Source organism: Georgenia halophila (assembly GCF_039541595.1).
Window position 1 is genome coordinate 1 of sequence record NZ_BAABGN010000015.1, and the last position, 15,791, is coordinate 15,791.

Here is a 15,791-nt window from a genome sequence, read left to right on the forward strand (position 1 = left end):
CGGTCCTCCACCTCGGGTGGCCGCTGGGAGATCATCACCATCGAATCGGTGAATCGGGGTGTGCGCTGGTCGGGCTGCCGGTGTGGCTTACGTCGGGTGCGCCCGGTACGCAACGCGGCGGCGACCTGGGTTCCTGCTCCAGGCGGCCACGCGATCTGCCAACCATGTCTCAGCGTTACGCTTCGGCAGCGAATGCACCGGGCTGACCCGGTTAGCCTTGCTCGCGCATGACCGGGCGGACGCTACGCTATGCGAAATCGATTACACTCGTCGGCGAAGCAGCTCGGCGACGCCACGAGAAGTTCGCATGGAAGCCGGCTCGCGTCCGAACATCATCCTCATCTTCATGGACGACATGGGGTACGGGGACCTCAGCTGCACCGGCTCGCCGCTGGTCTCGACGCCCAACATCGAGCAGCTCGCGGCCGAGGGCATGCTTCGAGCAGATGTACTCCACCTCGCCGATCTGCACACCTTCCCGGGCGGGGCTGCTCACGGGCCGCTACGCCCAGCGGGTCGGCCCGCGCTGGGTGGTCTTCCCGGAGGACCCCGAGGGCATCTGCGAGTGGGAGAAGCACTTCGGCGACGTGCTGAGCGACGCCGGCTACCGCTGCGGCGTGTACGGCTAGTGGCACCTCGGCGCCCGCCCCGAGCACAACCCGCTGCGCCACGGCTTCGGCGAGTTCTACGGCCTGCCGTACAGCAACGACATGCACCCGCTGAACCTCTGGGTCTACGCCGACCGGATCGAGGAGGCCGTCGACCACACTACGCTGACCTTCCGGTACACCGACCAGGCGATGGACTTCATCAGCCACCACGCCGACGAGCCGCCGTTCTTCGCCTACCTCCCGCCACCATGCCGTACATCCCGCCCCACGTGGAGGGGAGGTTCCGCGGTACGTCGGGCGCCGGGGCGTACGGTGACACCCTCGAGCTCATCGACTACCACGTCGGCCGGCTTGTCAGTCACGTCGAGCAGCTTGGGCTGGCCGAGGACACCATCTTCATCGTCACGAGCGACAGCGGCCCGTGGTTCGGGGGGCACCGGCGGGCGCCGCGGGCGCAAGATTGATACCTACGAGGGCGGCATCCGCATGCCCTTTATCGCCCGCTGGGTCGGACAGATCGACCCGGGCACGGTGACGAGCGACGTGCGCTCGCTGCTCGACGTGTTCCCGACGCTCGCCGCGCTCGCCGGGGGCAGAGGTCCCCGACGACCGGTCGATCGACGGCGTCGACATGAGCGACCTGCTCCGCGGTGAGCAGGTCCCGCCGCGTCCGCCGCTCTACTTCTTCTCCCACTGGCACCTCAACGCGGTGCGCGGCGGGCGCTGGAAAGCCCACGTGGACCGCTTCCCGAATCCCGGCCTGCGCGAGCTGCCCCAGCTCTTCGACGTCCAGGCCGACACGGAGGAGAGCTACAACCTCGACGACCTGTACCCGGACGTCCTCGAACGGATGCTCGGGCTGGTCGACGACTTCTCCCGGGAGATCAAGTCGCAGCGGCAGGACGCCGAGGCGAGGGCGCGATCGTGACGGCCACGGTCGGCGCGAGCGTGGGTCCCTCGCGTCCCTCGAACTCAGGGAGCGAAGGCCACTCCCCGCACCGAAGGCCACTGTTGCACCAGTAGCCCTCGATGGTGCGAGTGGCCCTCGATGTTGCGAGTGGCCCTCGCCGCGCGCGGGCCGCCGGCGGGTGCCGGTGGGTGCCGGGCGCCCGAGGGGAGGTCAGCCGGTGGGCGTCCTTTCGCCGGGTGGGCCGGTGACGATAGGAATGGCGTACCCGATGGGCCTCCGCGCAGGAAAGCCCGAACCGAGCACCGACGGAGGTCTCATGCTGCCGCTCGTCCCGGCCCCTGCCCACCTCGAGGAGCACGACGGGCCGGGATTCCCGCTCGCCGGCCCGCTCCGGCTGGTCACCCCCGACGCCGGCACGACCGACGCCGACCCGGTCGCCGCGCCGCTCGCGGACCTGGCCGACTCGCTCGCCGCCGCCGGCGCCGCCCTCGGCGCTTCAGCGGGAGCGCCGGAGATCATCGTCGAGCTCGATCCCGACGACCCGCAGTGGGTGCTCGCCCGGGACGTCCCGCCGGCGTCGCTCACCCACGACGCCGCCGCGCTGGAGGCCTACCGGCTCACCGTCGGCGCCGACCGGGTGCACCTCCTCGCCCCCGCACCGGTCGGTCTCGCCCGCGGCCTGACGACCCTCGTCCATCTCGTCCGCGGGTCCGCCGACGCCATCCCCGCCGTCGCCATCTCCGACGCGCCGCGGTACGCCTGGCGCGGCCTGAGCATCGACATCGCACGGCACTTCTTCCCGCTGTCCGTCCTCAAGGAGGTCGTCGACCTCGCCGCGGGGTACAAGCTCAACGCCCTCCACGTGCACCTGACGGACGACCAGGGTTGGCGCCTCGAGCTGACGCGCCGGCCGCTGCTGACCGAACGCTCCGGCGGCACCGAGGTCGGCGGGGGAGAGGGCGGCTACCTCAGCCAGGCGGACTGGGCGGAGCTCGTGGCCCACGCCGCTTCCCGTGCCGTCACGGTCGTGCCCGAGATCGACCTGCCCGGCCACACGCACGCCGCCCTCCACGCCTACGGTCAGCTGACCCCGACCGGGGAGGCGCCGCCGCCCTACACCGGCACCGACGTCGGGTTCTCCCAGATCACCCTGAACGAACCGGCGACCAAGCCCTTCCTCGACGACGTGCTCGGCGAGCTCGCCGACCTCACGCCGGGGCCGTACCTGCACGGCGGGGGCGACGAGGCACACGTCATGACCCGGCAGGACTACCTCGACGTCGTCGCCGAGCTCGGGCGTGTGGTGGCGGGCACGGGCAAGGTTCTCGTCGTGTGGCAGGAGGGTGGCGCCGCGGACCTCCCGCCAGGCTCGTTGGTCCAGCTGTGGGCCTCCGGCACCGACCTCACGCCCGTGCTCGACGCCGCCGAGCGGGGCCACGACGTGATCATGTCGCCCGGCAACCACATCTACCTGGACATGAAGTACACGCCGGAGTTCCCGCTCGGGCTCGACTGGGCCGGTCACGTCGATCTCGAGCGGTCATGGAGCTGGGACCCCGACACCTACGCCGACGGGCTCGACCCGGCCCGGATCCGTGGGATCGAGGCGGCCGTCTGGACCGAGACGCTCGCCACGCGCGACGACCTGTTCACCATGCTGCTGCCACGCCTGGCCGCGGTCGCCGAGGTGGCGTGGTCCCCGCAGTCCGTGCGCGACGCCTCCGGCTTCGCCGGCCTCGTGCCACGCCTGGCGGTGCAGGCCCCCACCTGGCGCGCCCACGACTGGGCCTTCCACCCGGTTCCGGAGGTGCCGTGGCTATGATCGTGACATGGGTTTCGGCATGGCGAACAATCCGTGGAGGGGGCGCCTACATCTGACGGTGTCGGCCGTGGCCGCGCTGTGCCTGGCCGTGCTGACCGGGTGCTCGGCGGCGCCCGCCCGGACCCCCACGCCCGACGACGGCCGGTCACTCGTGCTGACCACCTTCACCGTCCTGGCGGACATGGTCCGCACGGTCGGCGGCGGCCACGTCCGCGTCGAGTCCGTCACCGACGTCGGCGCGGAGATCCACGGCTACCAACCCACGCCCGACGACCTCCGCCAAGGCGCCGAGGCCGACCTCGTCATCGACAACGGCCTCGGCCTCGAGGCGTGGTTCGAGCAGTTCCTCACCGACGTCGACGCCGAGCACGTCGTCGTCAGCGAGGGCGTCGACCCGCTGCCGATCGCCGGCACCCACGGGACCGGCGAGCACACCGCCAACCCGCACGCCTGGATGTCGCCCACGGCGGGTCAGGTCTACGTCGACAACATCGTCGCCGCGCTCAGCGACCTCGACCCCGCGCACGCCGAGGAGTACGCCGCCAACGGCGAGGCGTACGGCGCGGAGCTGGCGAAGGTCCGCGAGCAGATGGTCACGGCCCTCCAGCGACTGCCTGCCGAGAGCCGCGTCCTCGCCACCTGCGAGGGTGCCTTCTCCTACCTCGCCCGCGACACCGGCCTCGGCGAGGCCTACCTGTGGCCCGTCAACGCCGAGCGCCAGTCCACGCCCCGCCAGGTCGTCGGTGTCATCGACCGCGTCCGCGCCGACGACGTCCCCGCCGTCTTCTGCGAGTCCACCGTCGACGACACCGGCCAGCGCCAGGTGGCGGCGGAGACGGGCGCCAGGTTCGGCGGCACCCTCTACGTCGACTCCCTCTCCGGCCCGGGCGGGCCCGTGCCCAGCTACCTCGACCTGCTCCGGCACGACGCCGAGACGATCGTGGCCGGCCTCACCGGGGAGGACCCGCCGTGATGTCCCAAGCACCCCGCGCGACGGCGGACCCGGCTCTCGAGGTCCAGAACCTGTCCGTGCGCTACGGCGCCGTCACGGCGCTCGACGGCGTCACGCTCGACCTGCGACCCGGCACCGTGACCGGCCTCGTCGGCATGAACGGCTCCGGCAAGTCGACCCTATTCAAGTCCGTCATGGGGCTCGTGCCGCCCGAGTCGGGCAGCATCCGCCTCCTGGGCGGGCCGGCAGAGCGGGCGCGTCGCCGCGGCGCCGTCGCCTACACCCCGCAGTCCGAGGACGTCGACTGGAGCTTTCCGGTGTGCGTGCGGGACGTAGTGCGCATGGGGCGCTACGGCCGGCTCGGACTCACCCGCCGACTGCGGCGAGGGGACGAGGAGCAGGTGGCCGGGGCCCTCGAGCGGGTGGGACTGAGCGACCTCGCCGACCGTCAGGTCGGTGCCCTGTCCGGCGGGCAGCGCAAGCGGGTGTTCGTCGCCCGCGCCCTGGCACAGGAGGCCGACGTGCTGCTGCTGGACGAACCGTTCGCCGGCGTCGACCGGCTCACCGAGGACACGCTCACGGCGCTGCTGCGCACCCTGGCCGCGGAGGGGCGCACCGTGCTGATCTCCACCCACGACCTGCAGAACCTCGACGTCCTGTGCGACGACGCGGTCCTGCTGCACCGCCGCGTCATCCTGCACGCGAGCCCGCGAGAGGTGCTGCGACCGGAGAACCTGGCGCTCGCCTTCGGCGCGGCCGACGACGGGACCACCACCAGCGGCGTCGCCCGTGCCGCCGAGCGGGAGGTGGGGCCGTGACGGAGCTGCTGCCCGAGCTGCTCACCGAGCCGTGGGCGTACGGGTTCATGCGGCGCGCCTTCGCCGTCGCCGTCGTCGCCGCCATCGTCTGCGGGGTGCTGAGCTGCTGGCTCGTCCTGATCGGCTGGTCCCTCATGGGGGAGGCGGTGTCCCACGCGGTGCTGCCCGGCGTCGTCCTCGCCTACCTCGTCGGCGCGCCGTTCGCGATCGGGGCGTTGGCGTTCGGGCTCCTCGCGGTGCTGCTGATCGGCCAGGTCCGGGCGAGATCGGTGCTCAAGGAGGACGCCGTCATCGGCGTCGTCTTCACGGTGCTGTTCGCGTTCGGGCTCATGCTCATCTCGGTGGTGCCCAGCCAGACGGACCTCGGCCACATCCTCTTCGGCAACCTCCTCGGGGTCTCGCCGGCCGACCTCCTCCAGGTCCTCGTCATCGCGGCCGGTGCGCTCGCCGTCGTGCTGCTGAAGAACCGGGACCTGACCCTGTACGCCTTCGACCCCACGCACGCCCGGGCGATCGGGCTGAGTCCTCGTCGGCTCTCGGCACTGCTGCTCGTACTGCTCGCCCTGACCGTGGTCGTCGCCATCCAGGCCGTCGGCGTGGTCCTCGTGGTCGCCATGGTCATCATCCCCGGGGCGACGGCGCGGCTGCTGACCGACCGGATCGGCCGGATGCTCGTCGTGGCCCCGTCGCTGGCGGCCGGTTGCGCGGTGGTCGGCATCTACGCCAGCTACGCCCTCGACACCGCCTCCGGGCCGATGGTGGTGCTCGCCCAGGGGAGCGTCTTCGCCGTCGTCCATGTCTTCGCGCCGCGGCGCGGGCTGCTCTGGCGTGGGCTGGTCCGGCGTCGTCCGCAGCGGACCGCTCGCGTAGCGTGGTCGCCGTGATCGGGGAGCTCACCGCCGCCAACCAGGACTACCTCAAGGTGGTCTGGTCGGCCCAGGAGTGGTCGGACGAGCCGGTGACGACGACGCTGCTCGCCCGCCGCATGGGTTTCTCGCCGTCCACCGTCTCCGAGGCGGTCAAGAAGCTCACCGGGCAGGGGCTGCTCACCCACGCCCGGTACGGAGCCATCGAGCTCAGCGACGCCGGCCGGTCCGCCGCGCTGACCATGGTCCGGCGCCACCGCGTCATCGAGACGTTCCTCGTCGAGGAGCTGGGCTACGGCTGGGACGAGGTCCACGACGAGGCGGAGGTGCTCGAGCACGCCGTGTCCGACCGGCTCGTCGAGGCCCTCGAGAACAGGTTGGGCCACCCGGAGCGCGACCCGCACGGTGACCCGATCCCGCGGCCGGACGGGACGGTGCCGGCCCCGGCGGCCCGGCAGCTGCACCTCGTCGAGGCGGGCTCGCACGTGCGCGTGGCACGCATCTCCGATGTCGACCCGCAGGTGCTGCGGTACTTCGCGGGCCTCGGGATCGCGCTGGACACCGTCCTCGACGTGGTGGAACGACGCGACTTCGCCGGGACGCTGTCGGCCCGGGTCGCCGGTGCGGTGCCCGTGGAGATCGGGCTCGCGGCGGCCGAGGCGGTCTGGGTCACCACCGCCTGACGATCGTGAAGAGCTGACATGGCAGACACCGTCCGGATGGTCACCCTCAACGTGCTGGCCCGCTCGCACGCGGACGGGCCGGCGCGCGAGCCGGTCCTGCGACGCGCGCTGCGCGAGCTGCGGCCCGACGTGGTGGCGTTGCAGGAGGTCACCCGCGACGGCGCCGTCGACCAGGCGGTGGACCTCCTCGGCGAGGAGTACACGTTCGTCGACCACCCCGGCTTCTCCCCGGACGGGGTGGGCGCCTGCCTGGGCAGTCGGTGGCCGATGTCCCACCTCGGCACGCACCGGTTCCAGGACGCCGAGGACCTGTCCTGGGCCGGCGCCGTCGCCGTGGAGGTCGACGCGCCGGCGGTCGGGCCGATGCTGGTGGTGCACCACAAGCCGAGCTGGCGGCTGGACCGGGAGGACCTTCGGGAACGGCAGGCAGTCGTCGTCGCTCGGCTCGTCGAGGAGCTCGTCGCCGACCGGCCCGGGCTGCCCGTCGTCCTGCTGGGGGACCTCGACGCCGATCCCGAGGACGCCAGCATCCGGTTCCTCACCGGCCGGCAGTCCCTCGACGGGACGGGAGTGCGCTACGAGGATGCGTGGGAGGCCGTCCGGGCGGGCGATGCGGGCCATACCCTCAGCCCACGGAACCCGCTGGTGCGCGCCGGCGAGGTGCCGCTCGAACGCGGGCGCCGCATCGACCACATCATGATCCGCTCGGGGCCCCACGGGCCGCTGCTGGACGTGGCGGCCTGCCGGCTGGTGCTCGACCGTCCGACGGGCGGCGTCTGGGCGAGCGACCACTTCGGCGTGGTGGCCGATCTGCGGCGCCCGGCGCACCCGCCTGGGACGTGGGCCTGACGGCGGTCGCCACCTGTCGATCACCCTCGCCCGGTGAACGTCTCCATGGACCGGTGGACGCCGAGCACGCCGGCCAGGGCGTCGAAGCCGCGGGTCGGCAGCAACGCCCGCGCCGCCCGGGCCAGGTGGACGGCGGCCGGCGCCACGACGTGCGCGCGGCCGGCCAGCATGGCCCGCCAGCCGATGTCGACGGCCCGCTCGGGCGTGAGCAGCGGGCTGAGCCGCACGGCCGCCGCGCCCGCGAACATGCCGGTGTCGACGTAGGAGGGGTTGTAGGTCGTGACTGTCACGTGGTCGTGCCCGGCCTGCGCAAGCTCGAGCCGCAGCGTCTCGGACCAGTGCATGATCGCGGCCTTGGACGCCGCGTAGCCGGCCATGCGCGGGTTGGGCACCAGACCCGCCGCGGAGGCGACGGTGAGGATGCGCTTGGGCCGTCCGGTTCGCCGTGCGTCGTCGATCATCGCCGGCAGCAGCCGGGTGGTGAGCCGGATCGGGGCGAGGGTGTTGACGGCGAAGGTGCGGTCGGCGTCGTCGGGGTCGAGGTCCCAGGCGTAGGCGTTGGAGCTGATGGTGCCGGCGTTGTTGACCAGGACGTCCGGGGCGGCGCCGTCGGTGATGAGCCGGGCGGCGTCGTCGATCTGCCCCGGGACGGAGAGGTCGACGACGTCCGTGCGGACGGTCAGTCCTGGCCGGACCAGGTCCGCGGCGACGTCGTCGAGCGCCGTGGTGTCGCGGCCCCACAGATCGAGCGCGGTCGCGCCCTCGTCGGCGGCGCGGTGGGCGAAGAGTCGGCCCATGCCACGGGTGGCGCCGGTGATCAGGACACGGGCACCGCGCACGCTCACGTCGTTCTCCTTCGGTCGGGGAGGTTCATGCTCGCAGCCGTGGCGACGGTCGAACGCGGCGACCACCTCGGCCGTGACCCGTCACCACGGTAGCGGGGCACTCAGATCCAGCTGGGCAGCCACATGTGGGCGCGCCAGAAGTCGTACGAGACCGGCTGCGCGGACCACAGCGGCCACCAGAAGGCGGCGGCGACGACGGCGAGGGCCACCACGGCCAGCAGGATCGCCCAGGCTGTCGGGGTGGGACGGACGGAGCCGTCGTCGGTGAGGAAGCGGGCGAGGCGGGTCGGTTCGTCGGTGCGCCACCCGCCGCGGCGGGACGAGGCCGCCGGGCCTGCGGCGAGCCAGCCGTCCGTGTGCGGCGGCGGTCTCAGCAGCCCGGTCGCCCAGCCGACGACGAAGGTCAGGCACAGCACGACGTAGGGGACGAACGCGACGGAGTAGAAGCTGAAGACCGTCCGGTGCGCGTAGGCGAACCATGGGAGGTACATCGCCGCGTAGCCGGCGAGGATCGCCCAGGCGCGCCAGTCCCGGCCCTTGATCGCGGTGTGCAGCAGCACGCCGAGCGCGGGCACGGCGAGCCACCAGATGACGGGGTTACCGAGGTTGGTGATCGCCTCGGCGCAGCGGGCGGCCCCGCAGGCCTCGGGTGGCGGCTCGTTCTCCGGCCAGTAGAACGAGGTGGGGCGCAGCTGCAGGATCCACGTGATCGGGTGCGCCTCGTAGGAGTGCTCGGACCGGAGTCCGTTGTGGAAGTCCCACATCGCGAGGTGGTAGTCCCACCAGGAGTTCAGCCAGTCCGGCAGCCAGGGCCGTGGCACCGGCTCACCGGCCGCGCGCAGGTCCGCCGCCCACTGCCGGCGGTAGGCGCCGGGGTGGGCGAACCAGGACGCCCAGCTCGCGACGTAGGTGAGGGCCGCCGTGGGGACGAGCGCGACGAACGCCGGGATCCCGCCGCGCACGACGCTCGTCGTGAACCACCGACGCTCGCCGATGGCCCGCCGTGCGCTCAGGTCCCATGCGAAGGCCAGGACCCCGAAGACGGCGACGGCGTAGATGCCGGACCACTTCACCCCGCACGCGAGGCCGAGGGCGACGCCGGCCCCCACCAGCCACCACCGCACACCGACGCCCCGCCCGCGGCGCTCCGGCTCGGCGGGGCGGTCCGGTTCGGCGGGGCGATCCGGCTCGGCGGGGCGAGCTGCGGCATCGGCCGCGGCGTGGAAGGCGCGTGACTCCTCGGCGGCGCGGATGGGCGCCGTCCGGTGCGCGAGCCGCGCGCGGCTCGCGTCGCGGTCGCGCAGGACGCACCAGAACCCGACGAGCACCCAGAACATGAGGAAGACGTCGAGGAGCGAGGTGCGGGACTCGGTGAGATGCACGCCGTCGATCGCCAGGAGCAGCCCGGCGACCGTGCCGAGAGCCGCGGAGCCGAACAGTCGCCGTGCGGTGCGGGCCAGAAGCAGCACGGACAGGGCGCCCACGATCGCGGCCGAGAAGCGCCAGCCGGCACCGTTGTCCGCCCCGAAGAGTCGCAGCCCGACGGCGATCATCCACTTGCCGACCTGGGGGTGGACCACATAGTCGGCCTCGGAGACGAGGTCCGAGTAGTCACCGTCCGCGAAGCGGGAGTTGATGGCGTCGTTCTCGTCGTCGTCCTCGGCCGGCCAGTCACCCTCGTAGCCGAGCGTGAGCAGGGAGAACGCCTGCTTGACGTAGTAGGTCTCGTCGAAGATCAGCCGGGTCGGGTGGTTGAGGTCCACCAGGCGCATGACGGCGGCCAGCGCCGTGACGACGAGCGGGCCGAGCCAGCCCCACAGCCACGGCGTCGGGTCCAGGCGTTCACCGAGCCGGCCCAGGCCGAGCCGACGGCGGAGACTGTTCTCGATCTCCCGGGTGCTGCGGGGCGGGCGCCTCACAGTGGTGGCCGCGAGCTCGGTGGTGACGGAACGGCGCTCGCGGAACTCGGTGCGCATGAGCGTGCGGGTCAGGTCGCGCGCCTCGTGGGACCCGGCCGGCCGGTCCGACGGGTGCTCCATCCGGGTCCGGTCCCGTCCGCCGTCGTCGTCATGCGGCGTGGGGGCGGGCGGGGTCACCCGGTGAGTCTAGGTCGGTGAGGGACACTGATCGCGTGACCACGGGCCCAGAATCCTCGACGTCCCGCGCCGTCATGGCACCGGGCGTCATCCTGCTTGCCGCCACCCCGATCGGGGACGCCGCCGACGCACCACCCCGGTTGCGCCACGCCCTCGCGGAGGCCGACGTGGTCGCTGCCGAGGACACCCGCCGGCTCCGGGCGCTCGCCGCACGCCTGGGCGTGCACGTCGGTGGCCGGCTGGTGAGCTATCAGGAGCACAACGAGGCCCGGCGCGCGCCCGAGCTGGTCCGCGCCGCGCAGGAGGGGTCGCGCGTCCTGGTGGTGTCGGACGCCGGCATGCCGTCGGTGTCGGACCCGGGATACCGGCTCGTGAGCGCGGCCGCCGAGGCCGGCGTCCGGGTCAGTGTTGCGCCCGGTCCTTCCGCGGTCCTCACGGCGCTGGCACTGTCCGGGCTGGCCACGGACCGGTTCTGTTTCGAGGGATTCCTGCCTCGCAAGACCGGCGACCGGTCCCGAGCGCTGCGTGCCCTGATCGACGAGCCGCGGACGATGGTCTTCTTCGAGGCGCCGCACCGGCTGGCCGAGACGCTCGGCGCGATGGCGTCCGCCTTCGGCGAGGACCGCGCGGCGGCGGTGTGCCGGGAGCTGACCAAGACGTACGAGGAGGTGCGCCGCGAGCCCCTCGGCGACCTTGCCGCCTGGGCCGCCGACGGCGTGCGCGGCGAGATCACGGTGGTCGTGGCCGGGGCGTCGCCGGTCGAGCCGACCGTCGAGGACCACGTCGCCCGCGTGCTGGAGCTGACCGAGAGCGGCAGCCGGCTCAAGGACGCTGCGGCCACGGTGGCGGGGGAGACGGGCCTGAGCAAGCGGGATCTGTACGAGGCGGCCCTGACCGCCCGCGCTGACTCGTGACTCGTCACCGGTTGCGCCGAATGGTCACCGGTGTGCCGAGTGGTCGTCGGGTCTCAGCGCGTCGAGGCGGACGCCTTGGCTTCGAGCCCAGTCCACGGGGCCTGGAAGTCGTGCGTGCCGCTGCTGACGGCGACGGGCTCGCCGCCGGGTAGCTCCACGGTGGCGGCGGAACCTGTCGGCACCGTGACCTCCACGTGGAGCGTCTCGCCGTCGATCCGCCACGCGATCGCGGCGCGGCCGTACGGAGTCTCGTGCTCCGCGGACGCACGGGTCAGACCGCCGCCGGGCTGGGGACGGAAACGGATGCGGCGGTAGCCGGGCTCCGCCGGCTCCAGGCCGGCGACGACCCGGTGCAGCCAGTCGGCCACGGCCCCGAGCGCGTAGTGGTTGAATGAGGTCATCGTCCCCGGGTTGACCGTGCCGTCAGGACGCAGGCTGTCCCACCGCTCCCAGATCGTCGTGGCGCCCTGCCGGACGGCGTAGAGCCACGAGGGCGCCCGCTCCTCCAGCAGCAGGTCGTACGCGGCATCGGCATGCCCGGTCGCGGTGAGCGCGTCGCAGACCAGCGGCGTACCGACGAACCCGGTCGCGATGCGGTGCCCGGCCTCCTCGACGAGCTCGGCGAGGCGCTCGCCGGCGAAGTCGCGCAGATCCTCCGGCACCAGCTCGAACGCGATCGCGAGCGAGTACGCCGTCTGCGCGTCGCTCGCCATGCGTCCGCCGGGTTCTACGTAAGCGGCGGCGAAGGCCTGGCGGACCTCGGCGGACAACTTTGCGAACCGCGCCGCGTCGTCGCGCAGACCGAGCACCTCGGCCATGCGTGCCACACGGTCCGCGGAGCGCGCGAAGTACGCCGTCGCGACGAGGTAGCGATCGGTACGCGCGTCGGCCGGATCCTGCGGCGGCGCGGCCGGATCCAGCCAGTCACCGAGCTGGAACCCTTCGTCCCAGAGACGATCGGGGCCGGCGACGCGCTCGACGAGCTCGACCCACTTCTTCGCACTCGCGTACTGCGCCCCGAGAAGGCCGGCGTCGCCGAAGCGCTCGTACAACGCCCACGGCGTCAACGCGGCCACGTCGCCCCACGCCGCACCCGGACGGATCGGCGTCCACATGCGGTGTGCGGGGATCACCGGCACGTACCACGGCACGGTGCCGTCGGGAAGCTGCTCGATCGCGACATCGCCCAACCAGGACTCGAGCATGCCCGACACGTCGTAGAGAAAGGACGCCGTCGGTGCGAACACCTGGATGTCGCCGGTCCAGCCCACCCGCTCGTCGCGCTGCGGGCAGTCGGTGGGGATGTCCAGGAAGTTGCCGCGCATGCTCCACACGACGTTCTGGTGCAGGCGCTCGACGGACGGGTCGGAACAGCTGAACCAGCCGGTGCGCTCCATGTCGGTGTGATAGACGCGAGCGACGATCTCACCGCGTGCGACCGCCGCCTCGAGGTCACCGGGCCAGCCCGTGATCTCCGCGTAGCGGAAGCCGTGGAACGTGAACCGCGGTTCCCACTCCTCGACGCCGCGGCCGGCGACCACGTACTCGTCGGTCGACCGGGCGGTGCGCAGCGGGCGGGTGTAGATCTCGCCCTCCTGCAAAACCTCCGCGGTGCGGATGACGACGCGATCTCCGGCAGCCCCGGACAGGCGGATGCGGAGCCGGCCCACGAGGTTCTGTCCGAGGTCGAGCACCCGGGCGCCGGACGGCGTCGTCAGGACCTCGACGGGCGTGACCTCCTCCGTGCAGCGCACGGGCGGCCCGGCGGGAGCCACGAGCGTCTCAGGATCCCGGTGCGCCGCGACGACGCGATACCACGCGGCGTCGTCGAACCCGGGTTCCGACCAGCCAGTCAGCTCGAGCCGTGCGTCGTAGCACTCGCCGTCGTAGTTGCCGGTGTGCAGGATCGGGCTCGGGGCGGCGCGCCACGTGTCGTCCGTCGCGACCACCTGGGTCGAGCCGTCGGCGTAGCGAAGCTCGAGCTGGGCCAGAAGCGACAGATCGTGGCCGTAGATGTTGCGGAAGCCGCCGTACCAGCCGAGCCGGCCGCGGTACCAGCCGTCGCCGAGCCAGGCACCGATCGCGTTCTCGCCGACGGCGATCGCGTCCGTGACGTCGTAGGTCGAGTAGCGCAGCTTGTCCCGGTAGGGCGTCCAGCCGGGTGCCATGGCGTCGTCACCGATACGTCGACCGTTGATCTCCATCTCGAAGACACCGTGGGCAGTGACGTAGAGACGGGCCGAGGTGAGGCGTTCGGAGGCGGAGAACTCGCGTCGCAGGATCGAGGGTCGGCGCTCGTCGAGGTCGGGATCCTCCTCCCACGCCGCTCCGACCGCCTGCGCGACCCAGTCGCACGCCGACAGGAGCCCGGTCTCGACGGCGGCCGGCTCGCTCCACCCGGACGACGTCCCGTCGGCTCCGAGCACGCGCACGCTCACCGTCGCGCGCTCACGGGAGTGCAGGGGGTCGACGGGCCACGGCACGAGCACGGACTCGGGCGACCGCACCGGTGACGGCGTCCGCCAGAGCCGGCCGCCGCGCTCGACGCGGAGCTCGTACGCCGCCTGCTCCCAGCCCGGGGGAGCCGCCGTCTTCCACGACAGGCGTGGGGTCGACGTCCCGATGCCGAACGCCTCGCGGTGGTGCTCGAAAATCGGTGGGGTCACGGCGAGCGTCATCGGTACTCCGTTTCGTGAGTGGCGACCCCATCTTGACGCAACCGGTTGACCGGTACAAGTCCGGTTCGGTGGCGTCGCGTTTCTGCAGACGGCTGCCGCCGGTCGGGTGGACACGCCGCGCCGCTGGCGCGCTACGCTGACCGGTAAACCGGTAGGCCGGTTTGCGGTGAGAGGCAGCGAAGGGGTGCAGCATGCGCGGCGGATCGACGGTGGCTCTCTACTCGGTCGTCGAGCTGCCCTTCACGGGTCCCGCGACGCCCGTGCCAGCTGATCGCACGCCACTCACGGTCACCTTCGCGCACGAGGGCGGGCACGTCGTCGAGGTGCCGGGGTTCTGGGACGGGGCGGACCGCTACCTCGCGCGATTCGCCCCTGAGGTCGAGGGCCGGTGGACCTGGTCGAGCGCGAGCGACGTCCCGCGGCTCGCGGGGCGGTCGGGGGAGCTGGCGGTCGGGCCCGCCGAGCCGGGCGAGCACGGACCGGTTCGCGTGGCCGGCACGTTCCACCTCGCGCACGCCGACGGCACACCGTTTCGGCCCGTAGGGGCGACGGTCTACAACTGGCTGCACCAGGACGAGCCGCTCTTCAGCGAGACGGTCGACGCGATCGCCGGGGCGGGTCTCAACAAGCTGCGTTTCATGGTGTTCCCCCAGGCGGGTGGTTACGTCGAGCACTTCCCGGAGCTGCTGCCGTTCGAGCGTGGCGCCGACGGGCGGTACGACGTCTCCCGGCCGGTCGTCGAGTACTTCCGCCGCCTCGACGCGGCGGTCCGCCTGCTGCAGGCCCGGGGCGTCCAGGCGGACGTGCTCATCTACAACGCCTACGACAACGCCCGCTTCGGTCTGGACACGCTCACGGAGGACGAGGACGCCGCGTACCTGCGCTACCTCGTCGCACGGCTCTCGGCGTACCCGAACGTGTGGTGGTCGCTGTGCAACGAGTTCGACCTGCTCGATCGTCCTACCGCACGGTGGGACCGCGCCGGCGAGCTGCTCGCGGCGACCGATCCGCACGAGCACCTGCGCTCGGTGCACAACTGGGTGCGCCTGTACGACTACAACAAGCCGTGGGTCACCCACGCGTCCATCCAGCTGGGGCAGGCCACCGAGGACGTCGGCCGTGCCTCGCTGTTCCGGGACGCCTACCGCAAGCCGATCGTGCTCGACGAGATCAAGTACGAGGGCGACGTCCCCGAGCGATGGGGCCACCTGACGCCGCAGCAGCTCGTGCACCAGTTCTGGATCGCGACCGTCTCGGGCTGCTACGCCTCGCAGGGCGAGAGCTTCACGCTCGAGAACGGAAGCCTGCACATCGTCCAGGGCGGCCCCCTCCGCGGCGAGAGCCCGCCGCGCCTGGGTTTCCTCCGTGGCCTGCTCGAGCAGGTCGACGGCGCCGGCCTCGATCCCATCGACGGCTGGTGGGACGACGGGTTCGTCGTCGGCGTCCCAGGCTCGACATATCTGCAGTACCTCGGCCGGCGGTCGCCCGCGACATGGACGTTCCGTCTCCCGCAGGGCCGGTGGGGCGCCCGCCTCGAGACGGGGGACCGCTTCGAGGTCGACGTCATCGACACCTGGAACATGACGGTCACCCCGGTGGGCCGAACGTTCGAGCTCACGGACGTCCGGCGCAACGAGGCGTTCGCCGGAGACGCTGCGCCCGTGCGCCTGCCGGCCGGTGAGGCGCTGGCCGTCCGCGTCCGGCGCAGCGGCCCAGCCGCCCCCACATCGACGACCTGAACGGACGG

13 protein-coding genes and 2 pseudogenes are annotated in these 15,791 nt (G+C 72.5%); 11 read left to right on the forward strand and 4 right to left on the reverse strand.

The features are described 5' to 3' along the window. Positions 1–116, reverse strand: a pseudogene (locus ABD907_RS21195) (IS30 family transposase); the annotation flags it as partial. A 239-nt stretch (positions 117–355) separates the two neighbouring features. On the opposite strand from ABD907_RS21195, the pseudogene ABD907_RS20230 reads away from it, so the two are divergent. From ABD907_RS20230 to ABD907_RS20270, 9 genes and pseudogenes are all read left to right on the forward strand, one after another. Further along, positions 356–629 (forward strand): annotated as a pseudogene (locus tag ABD907_RS20230) (sulfatase-like hydrolase/transferase). A 230-nt stretch (positions 630–859) separates the two neighbouring features. Beyond that, entirely contained in the window at positions 860–1,075 is a 216-nt protein-coding gene (locus tag ABD907_RS20235; protein ID WP_345219056.1) for a sulfatase-like hydrolase/transferase, read from the forward strand. A gap of 167 nt (positions 1,076–1,242) precedes the next feature. Next, positions 1,243–1,539: a hypothetical protein gene (locus tag ABD907_RS20240; RefSeq protein WP_345219057.1), complete on the forward strand. Its 297-nt coding sequence runs from the start codon at positions 1,243–1,245 to the stop codon at positions 1,537–1,539. Between the two features lie 298 nt (positions 1,540–1,837). Further along, on the forward strand, positions 1,838–3,343 hold the full coding sequence (locus ABD907_RS20245) for a family 20 glycosylhydrolase (protein WP_345219058.1): 1,506 nt from the start codon (positions 1,838–1,840) through the stop codon (positions 3,341–3,343). Positions 3,344–3,350: 7 nt separating this feature from the next. Further along, positions 3,351–4,316 carry a metal ABC transporter substrate-binding protein gene (locus ABD907_RS20250; RefSeq protein WP_345219060.1) on the forward strand — a complete coding sequence of 322 codons (966 nt, stop codon included), beginning with the start codon at positions 3,351–3,353 and terminating at the stop codon, positions 4,314–4,316. Beyond that, positions 4,316–5,113 carry a metal ABC transporter ATP-binding protein gene (locus ABD907_RS20255; RefSeq protein ID WP_345219063.1) on the forward strand — a complete coding sequence of 266 codons (798 nt, stop codon included), beginning with the start codon at positions 4,316–4,318 and terminating at the stop codon, positions 5,111–5,113. Before ABD907_RS20250 ends, ABD907_RS20255 begins: the two co-directional genes overlap by 1 nt. 47 nt (positions 5,114–5,160) lie before the next feature. Beyond that, a complete protein-coding gene (locus tag ABD907_RS20260; RefSeq protein WP_345219141.1) occupies positions 5,161–5,997 on the forward strand; it encodes a metal ABC transporter permease in 837 nt (278 codons plus the stop codon). Beyond that, positions 5,994–6,662 (forward strand): metal-dependent transcriptional regulator, encoded by a 669-nt coding sequence (locus ABD907_RS20265; RefSeq protein WP_345219065.1) that lies wholly within the window; start codon positions 5,994–5,996, stop codon positions 6,660–6,662. The genes ABD907_RS20260 and ABD907_RS20265 overlap by 4 nt, the downstream gene beginning before the upstream one ends. A gap of 18 nt (positions 6,663–6,680) precedes the next feature. Further along, on the forward strand, positions 6,681–7,511 hold the full coding sequence (locus ABD907_RS20270; protein ID WP_345219067.1) for an endonuclease/exonuclease/phosphatase family protein: 831 nt from the start codon (positions 6,681–6,683) through the stop codon (positions 7,509–7,511). A gap of 20 nt (positions 7,512–7,531) precedes the next feature. Here the strand turns inward: ABD907_RS20270 and ABD907_RS20275 are convergent, their stop codons facing one another. Next, complete coding sequence (locus tag ABD907_RS20275; RefSeq protein ID WP_345219069.1) at positions 7,532–8,356, reverse strand: SDR family NAD(P)-dependent oxidoreductase; 825 nt, start codon at positions 8,354–8,356, stop codon at positions 7,532–7,534. A 101-nt stretch (positions 8,357–8,457) separates the two neighbouring features. Beyond that, positions 8,458–10,452 carry a dolichyl-phosphate-mannose--protein mannosyltransferase gene (locus ABD907_RS20280; RefSeq protein WP_345219071.1) on the reverse strand — a complete coding sequence of 665 codons (1,995 nt, stop codon included), beginning with the start codon at positions 10,450–10,452 and terminating at the stop codon, positions 8,458–8,460. A 74-nt stretch (positions 10,453–10,526) separates the two neighbouring features. Here ABD907_RS20280 and rsmI point away from each other — a divergent pair, with 74 nt between their 5' ends. Next, positions 10,527–11,366, forward strand: a complete 840-nt coding sequence (gene rsmI, locus ABD907_RS20285) for a 16S rRNA (cytidine(1402)-2'-O)-methyltransferase (RefSeq protein WP_345219142.1) — start codon at positions 10,527–10,529, stop codon at positions 11,364–11,366. A gap of 53 nt (positions 11,367–11,419) precedes the next feature. Here rsmI and ABD907_RS20290 read toward each other — a convergent pair whose 3' ends face one another. Continuing rightward, a complete protein-coding gene (locus ABD907_RS20290; RefSeq protein WP_345219073.1) occupies positions 11,420–14,044 on the reverse strand; it encodes a family 78 glycoside hydrolase catalytic domain in 2,625 nt (874 codons plus the stop codon). 191 nt (positions 14,045–14,235) lie between these two features. On the opposite strand from ABD907_RS20290, the gene ABD907_RS20295 reads away from it, so the two are divergent. After that, the gene (locus ABD907_RS20295; RefSeq protein ID WP_345219075.1) at positions 14,236–15,783 is read left to right on the forward strand and encodes an apiosidase-like domain-containing protein; all 1,548 of its coding nucleotides are present in this window, start codon (positions 14,236–14,238) and stop codon (positions 15,781–15,783) included. Positions 15,784–15,791 lie beyond the last annotated feature (8 nt).

Bases quoted from the DNA above. Each gene is read 5' to 3' on its own strand.
- ABD907_RS20240 (WP_345219057.1), top strand. From the start codon at position 1,243: ATGAGCGACCTGCTCCGCGGTGAGCAGGTCCCGCCGCGTCCGCCGCTC.
- ABD907_RS20290 (WP_345219073.1), bottom strand. From the start codon at position 14,044: ATGACGCTCGCCGTGACCCCACCGATTTTCGAGCACCACCGCGAGGCG.
- ABD907_RS20235 (WP_345219056.1), top strand. From the start codon at position 860: ATGCCGTACATCCCGCCCCACGTGGAGGGGAGGTTCCGCGGTACGTCG.
- ABD907_RS20260 (WP_345219141.1), top strand. From the start codon at position 5,161: ATGCGGCGCGCCTTCGCCGTCGCCGTCGTCGCCGCCATCGTCTGCGGG.
- rsmI (WP_345219142.1), top strand. From the start codon at position 10,527: ATGGCACCGGGCGTCATCCTGCTTGCCGCCACCCCGATCGGGGACGCC.
- ABD907_RS20245 (WP_345219058.1), top strand. From the start codon at position 1,838: ATGCTGCCGCTCGTCCCGGCCCCTGCCCACCTCGAGGAGCACGACGGG.
- ABD907_RS20250 (WP_345219060.1), top strand. From the start codon at position 3,351: ATGGGTTTCGGCATGGCGAACAATCCGTGGAGGGGGCGCCTACATCTG.
- ABD907_RS20255 (WP_345219063.1), top strand. From the start codon at position 4,316: ATGTCCCAAGCACCCCGCGCGACGGCGGACCCGGCTCTCGAGGTCCAG.
- ABD907_RS20270 (WP_345219067.1), top strand. From the start codon at position 6,681: ATGGCAGACACCGTCCGGATGGTCACCCTCAACGTGCTGGCCCGCTCG.
- ABD907_RS20295 (WP_345219075.1), top strand. From the start codon at position 14,236: ATGCGCGGCGGATCGACGGTGGCTCTCTACTCGGTCGTCGAGCTGCCC.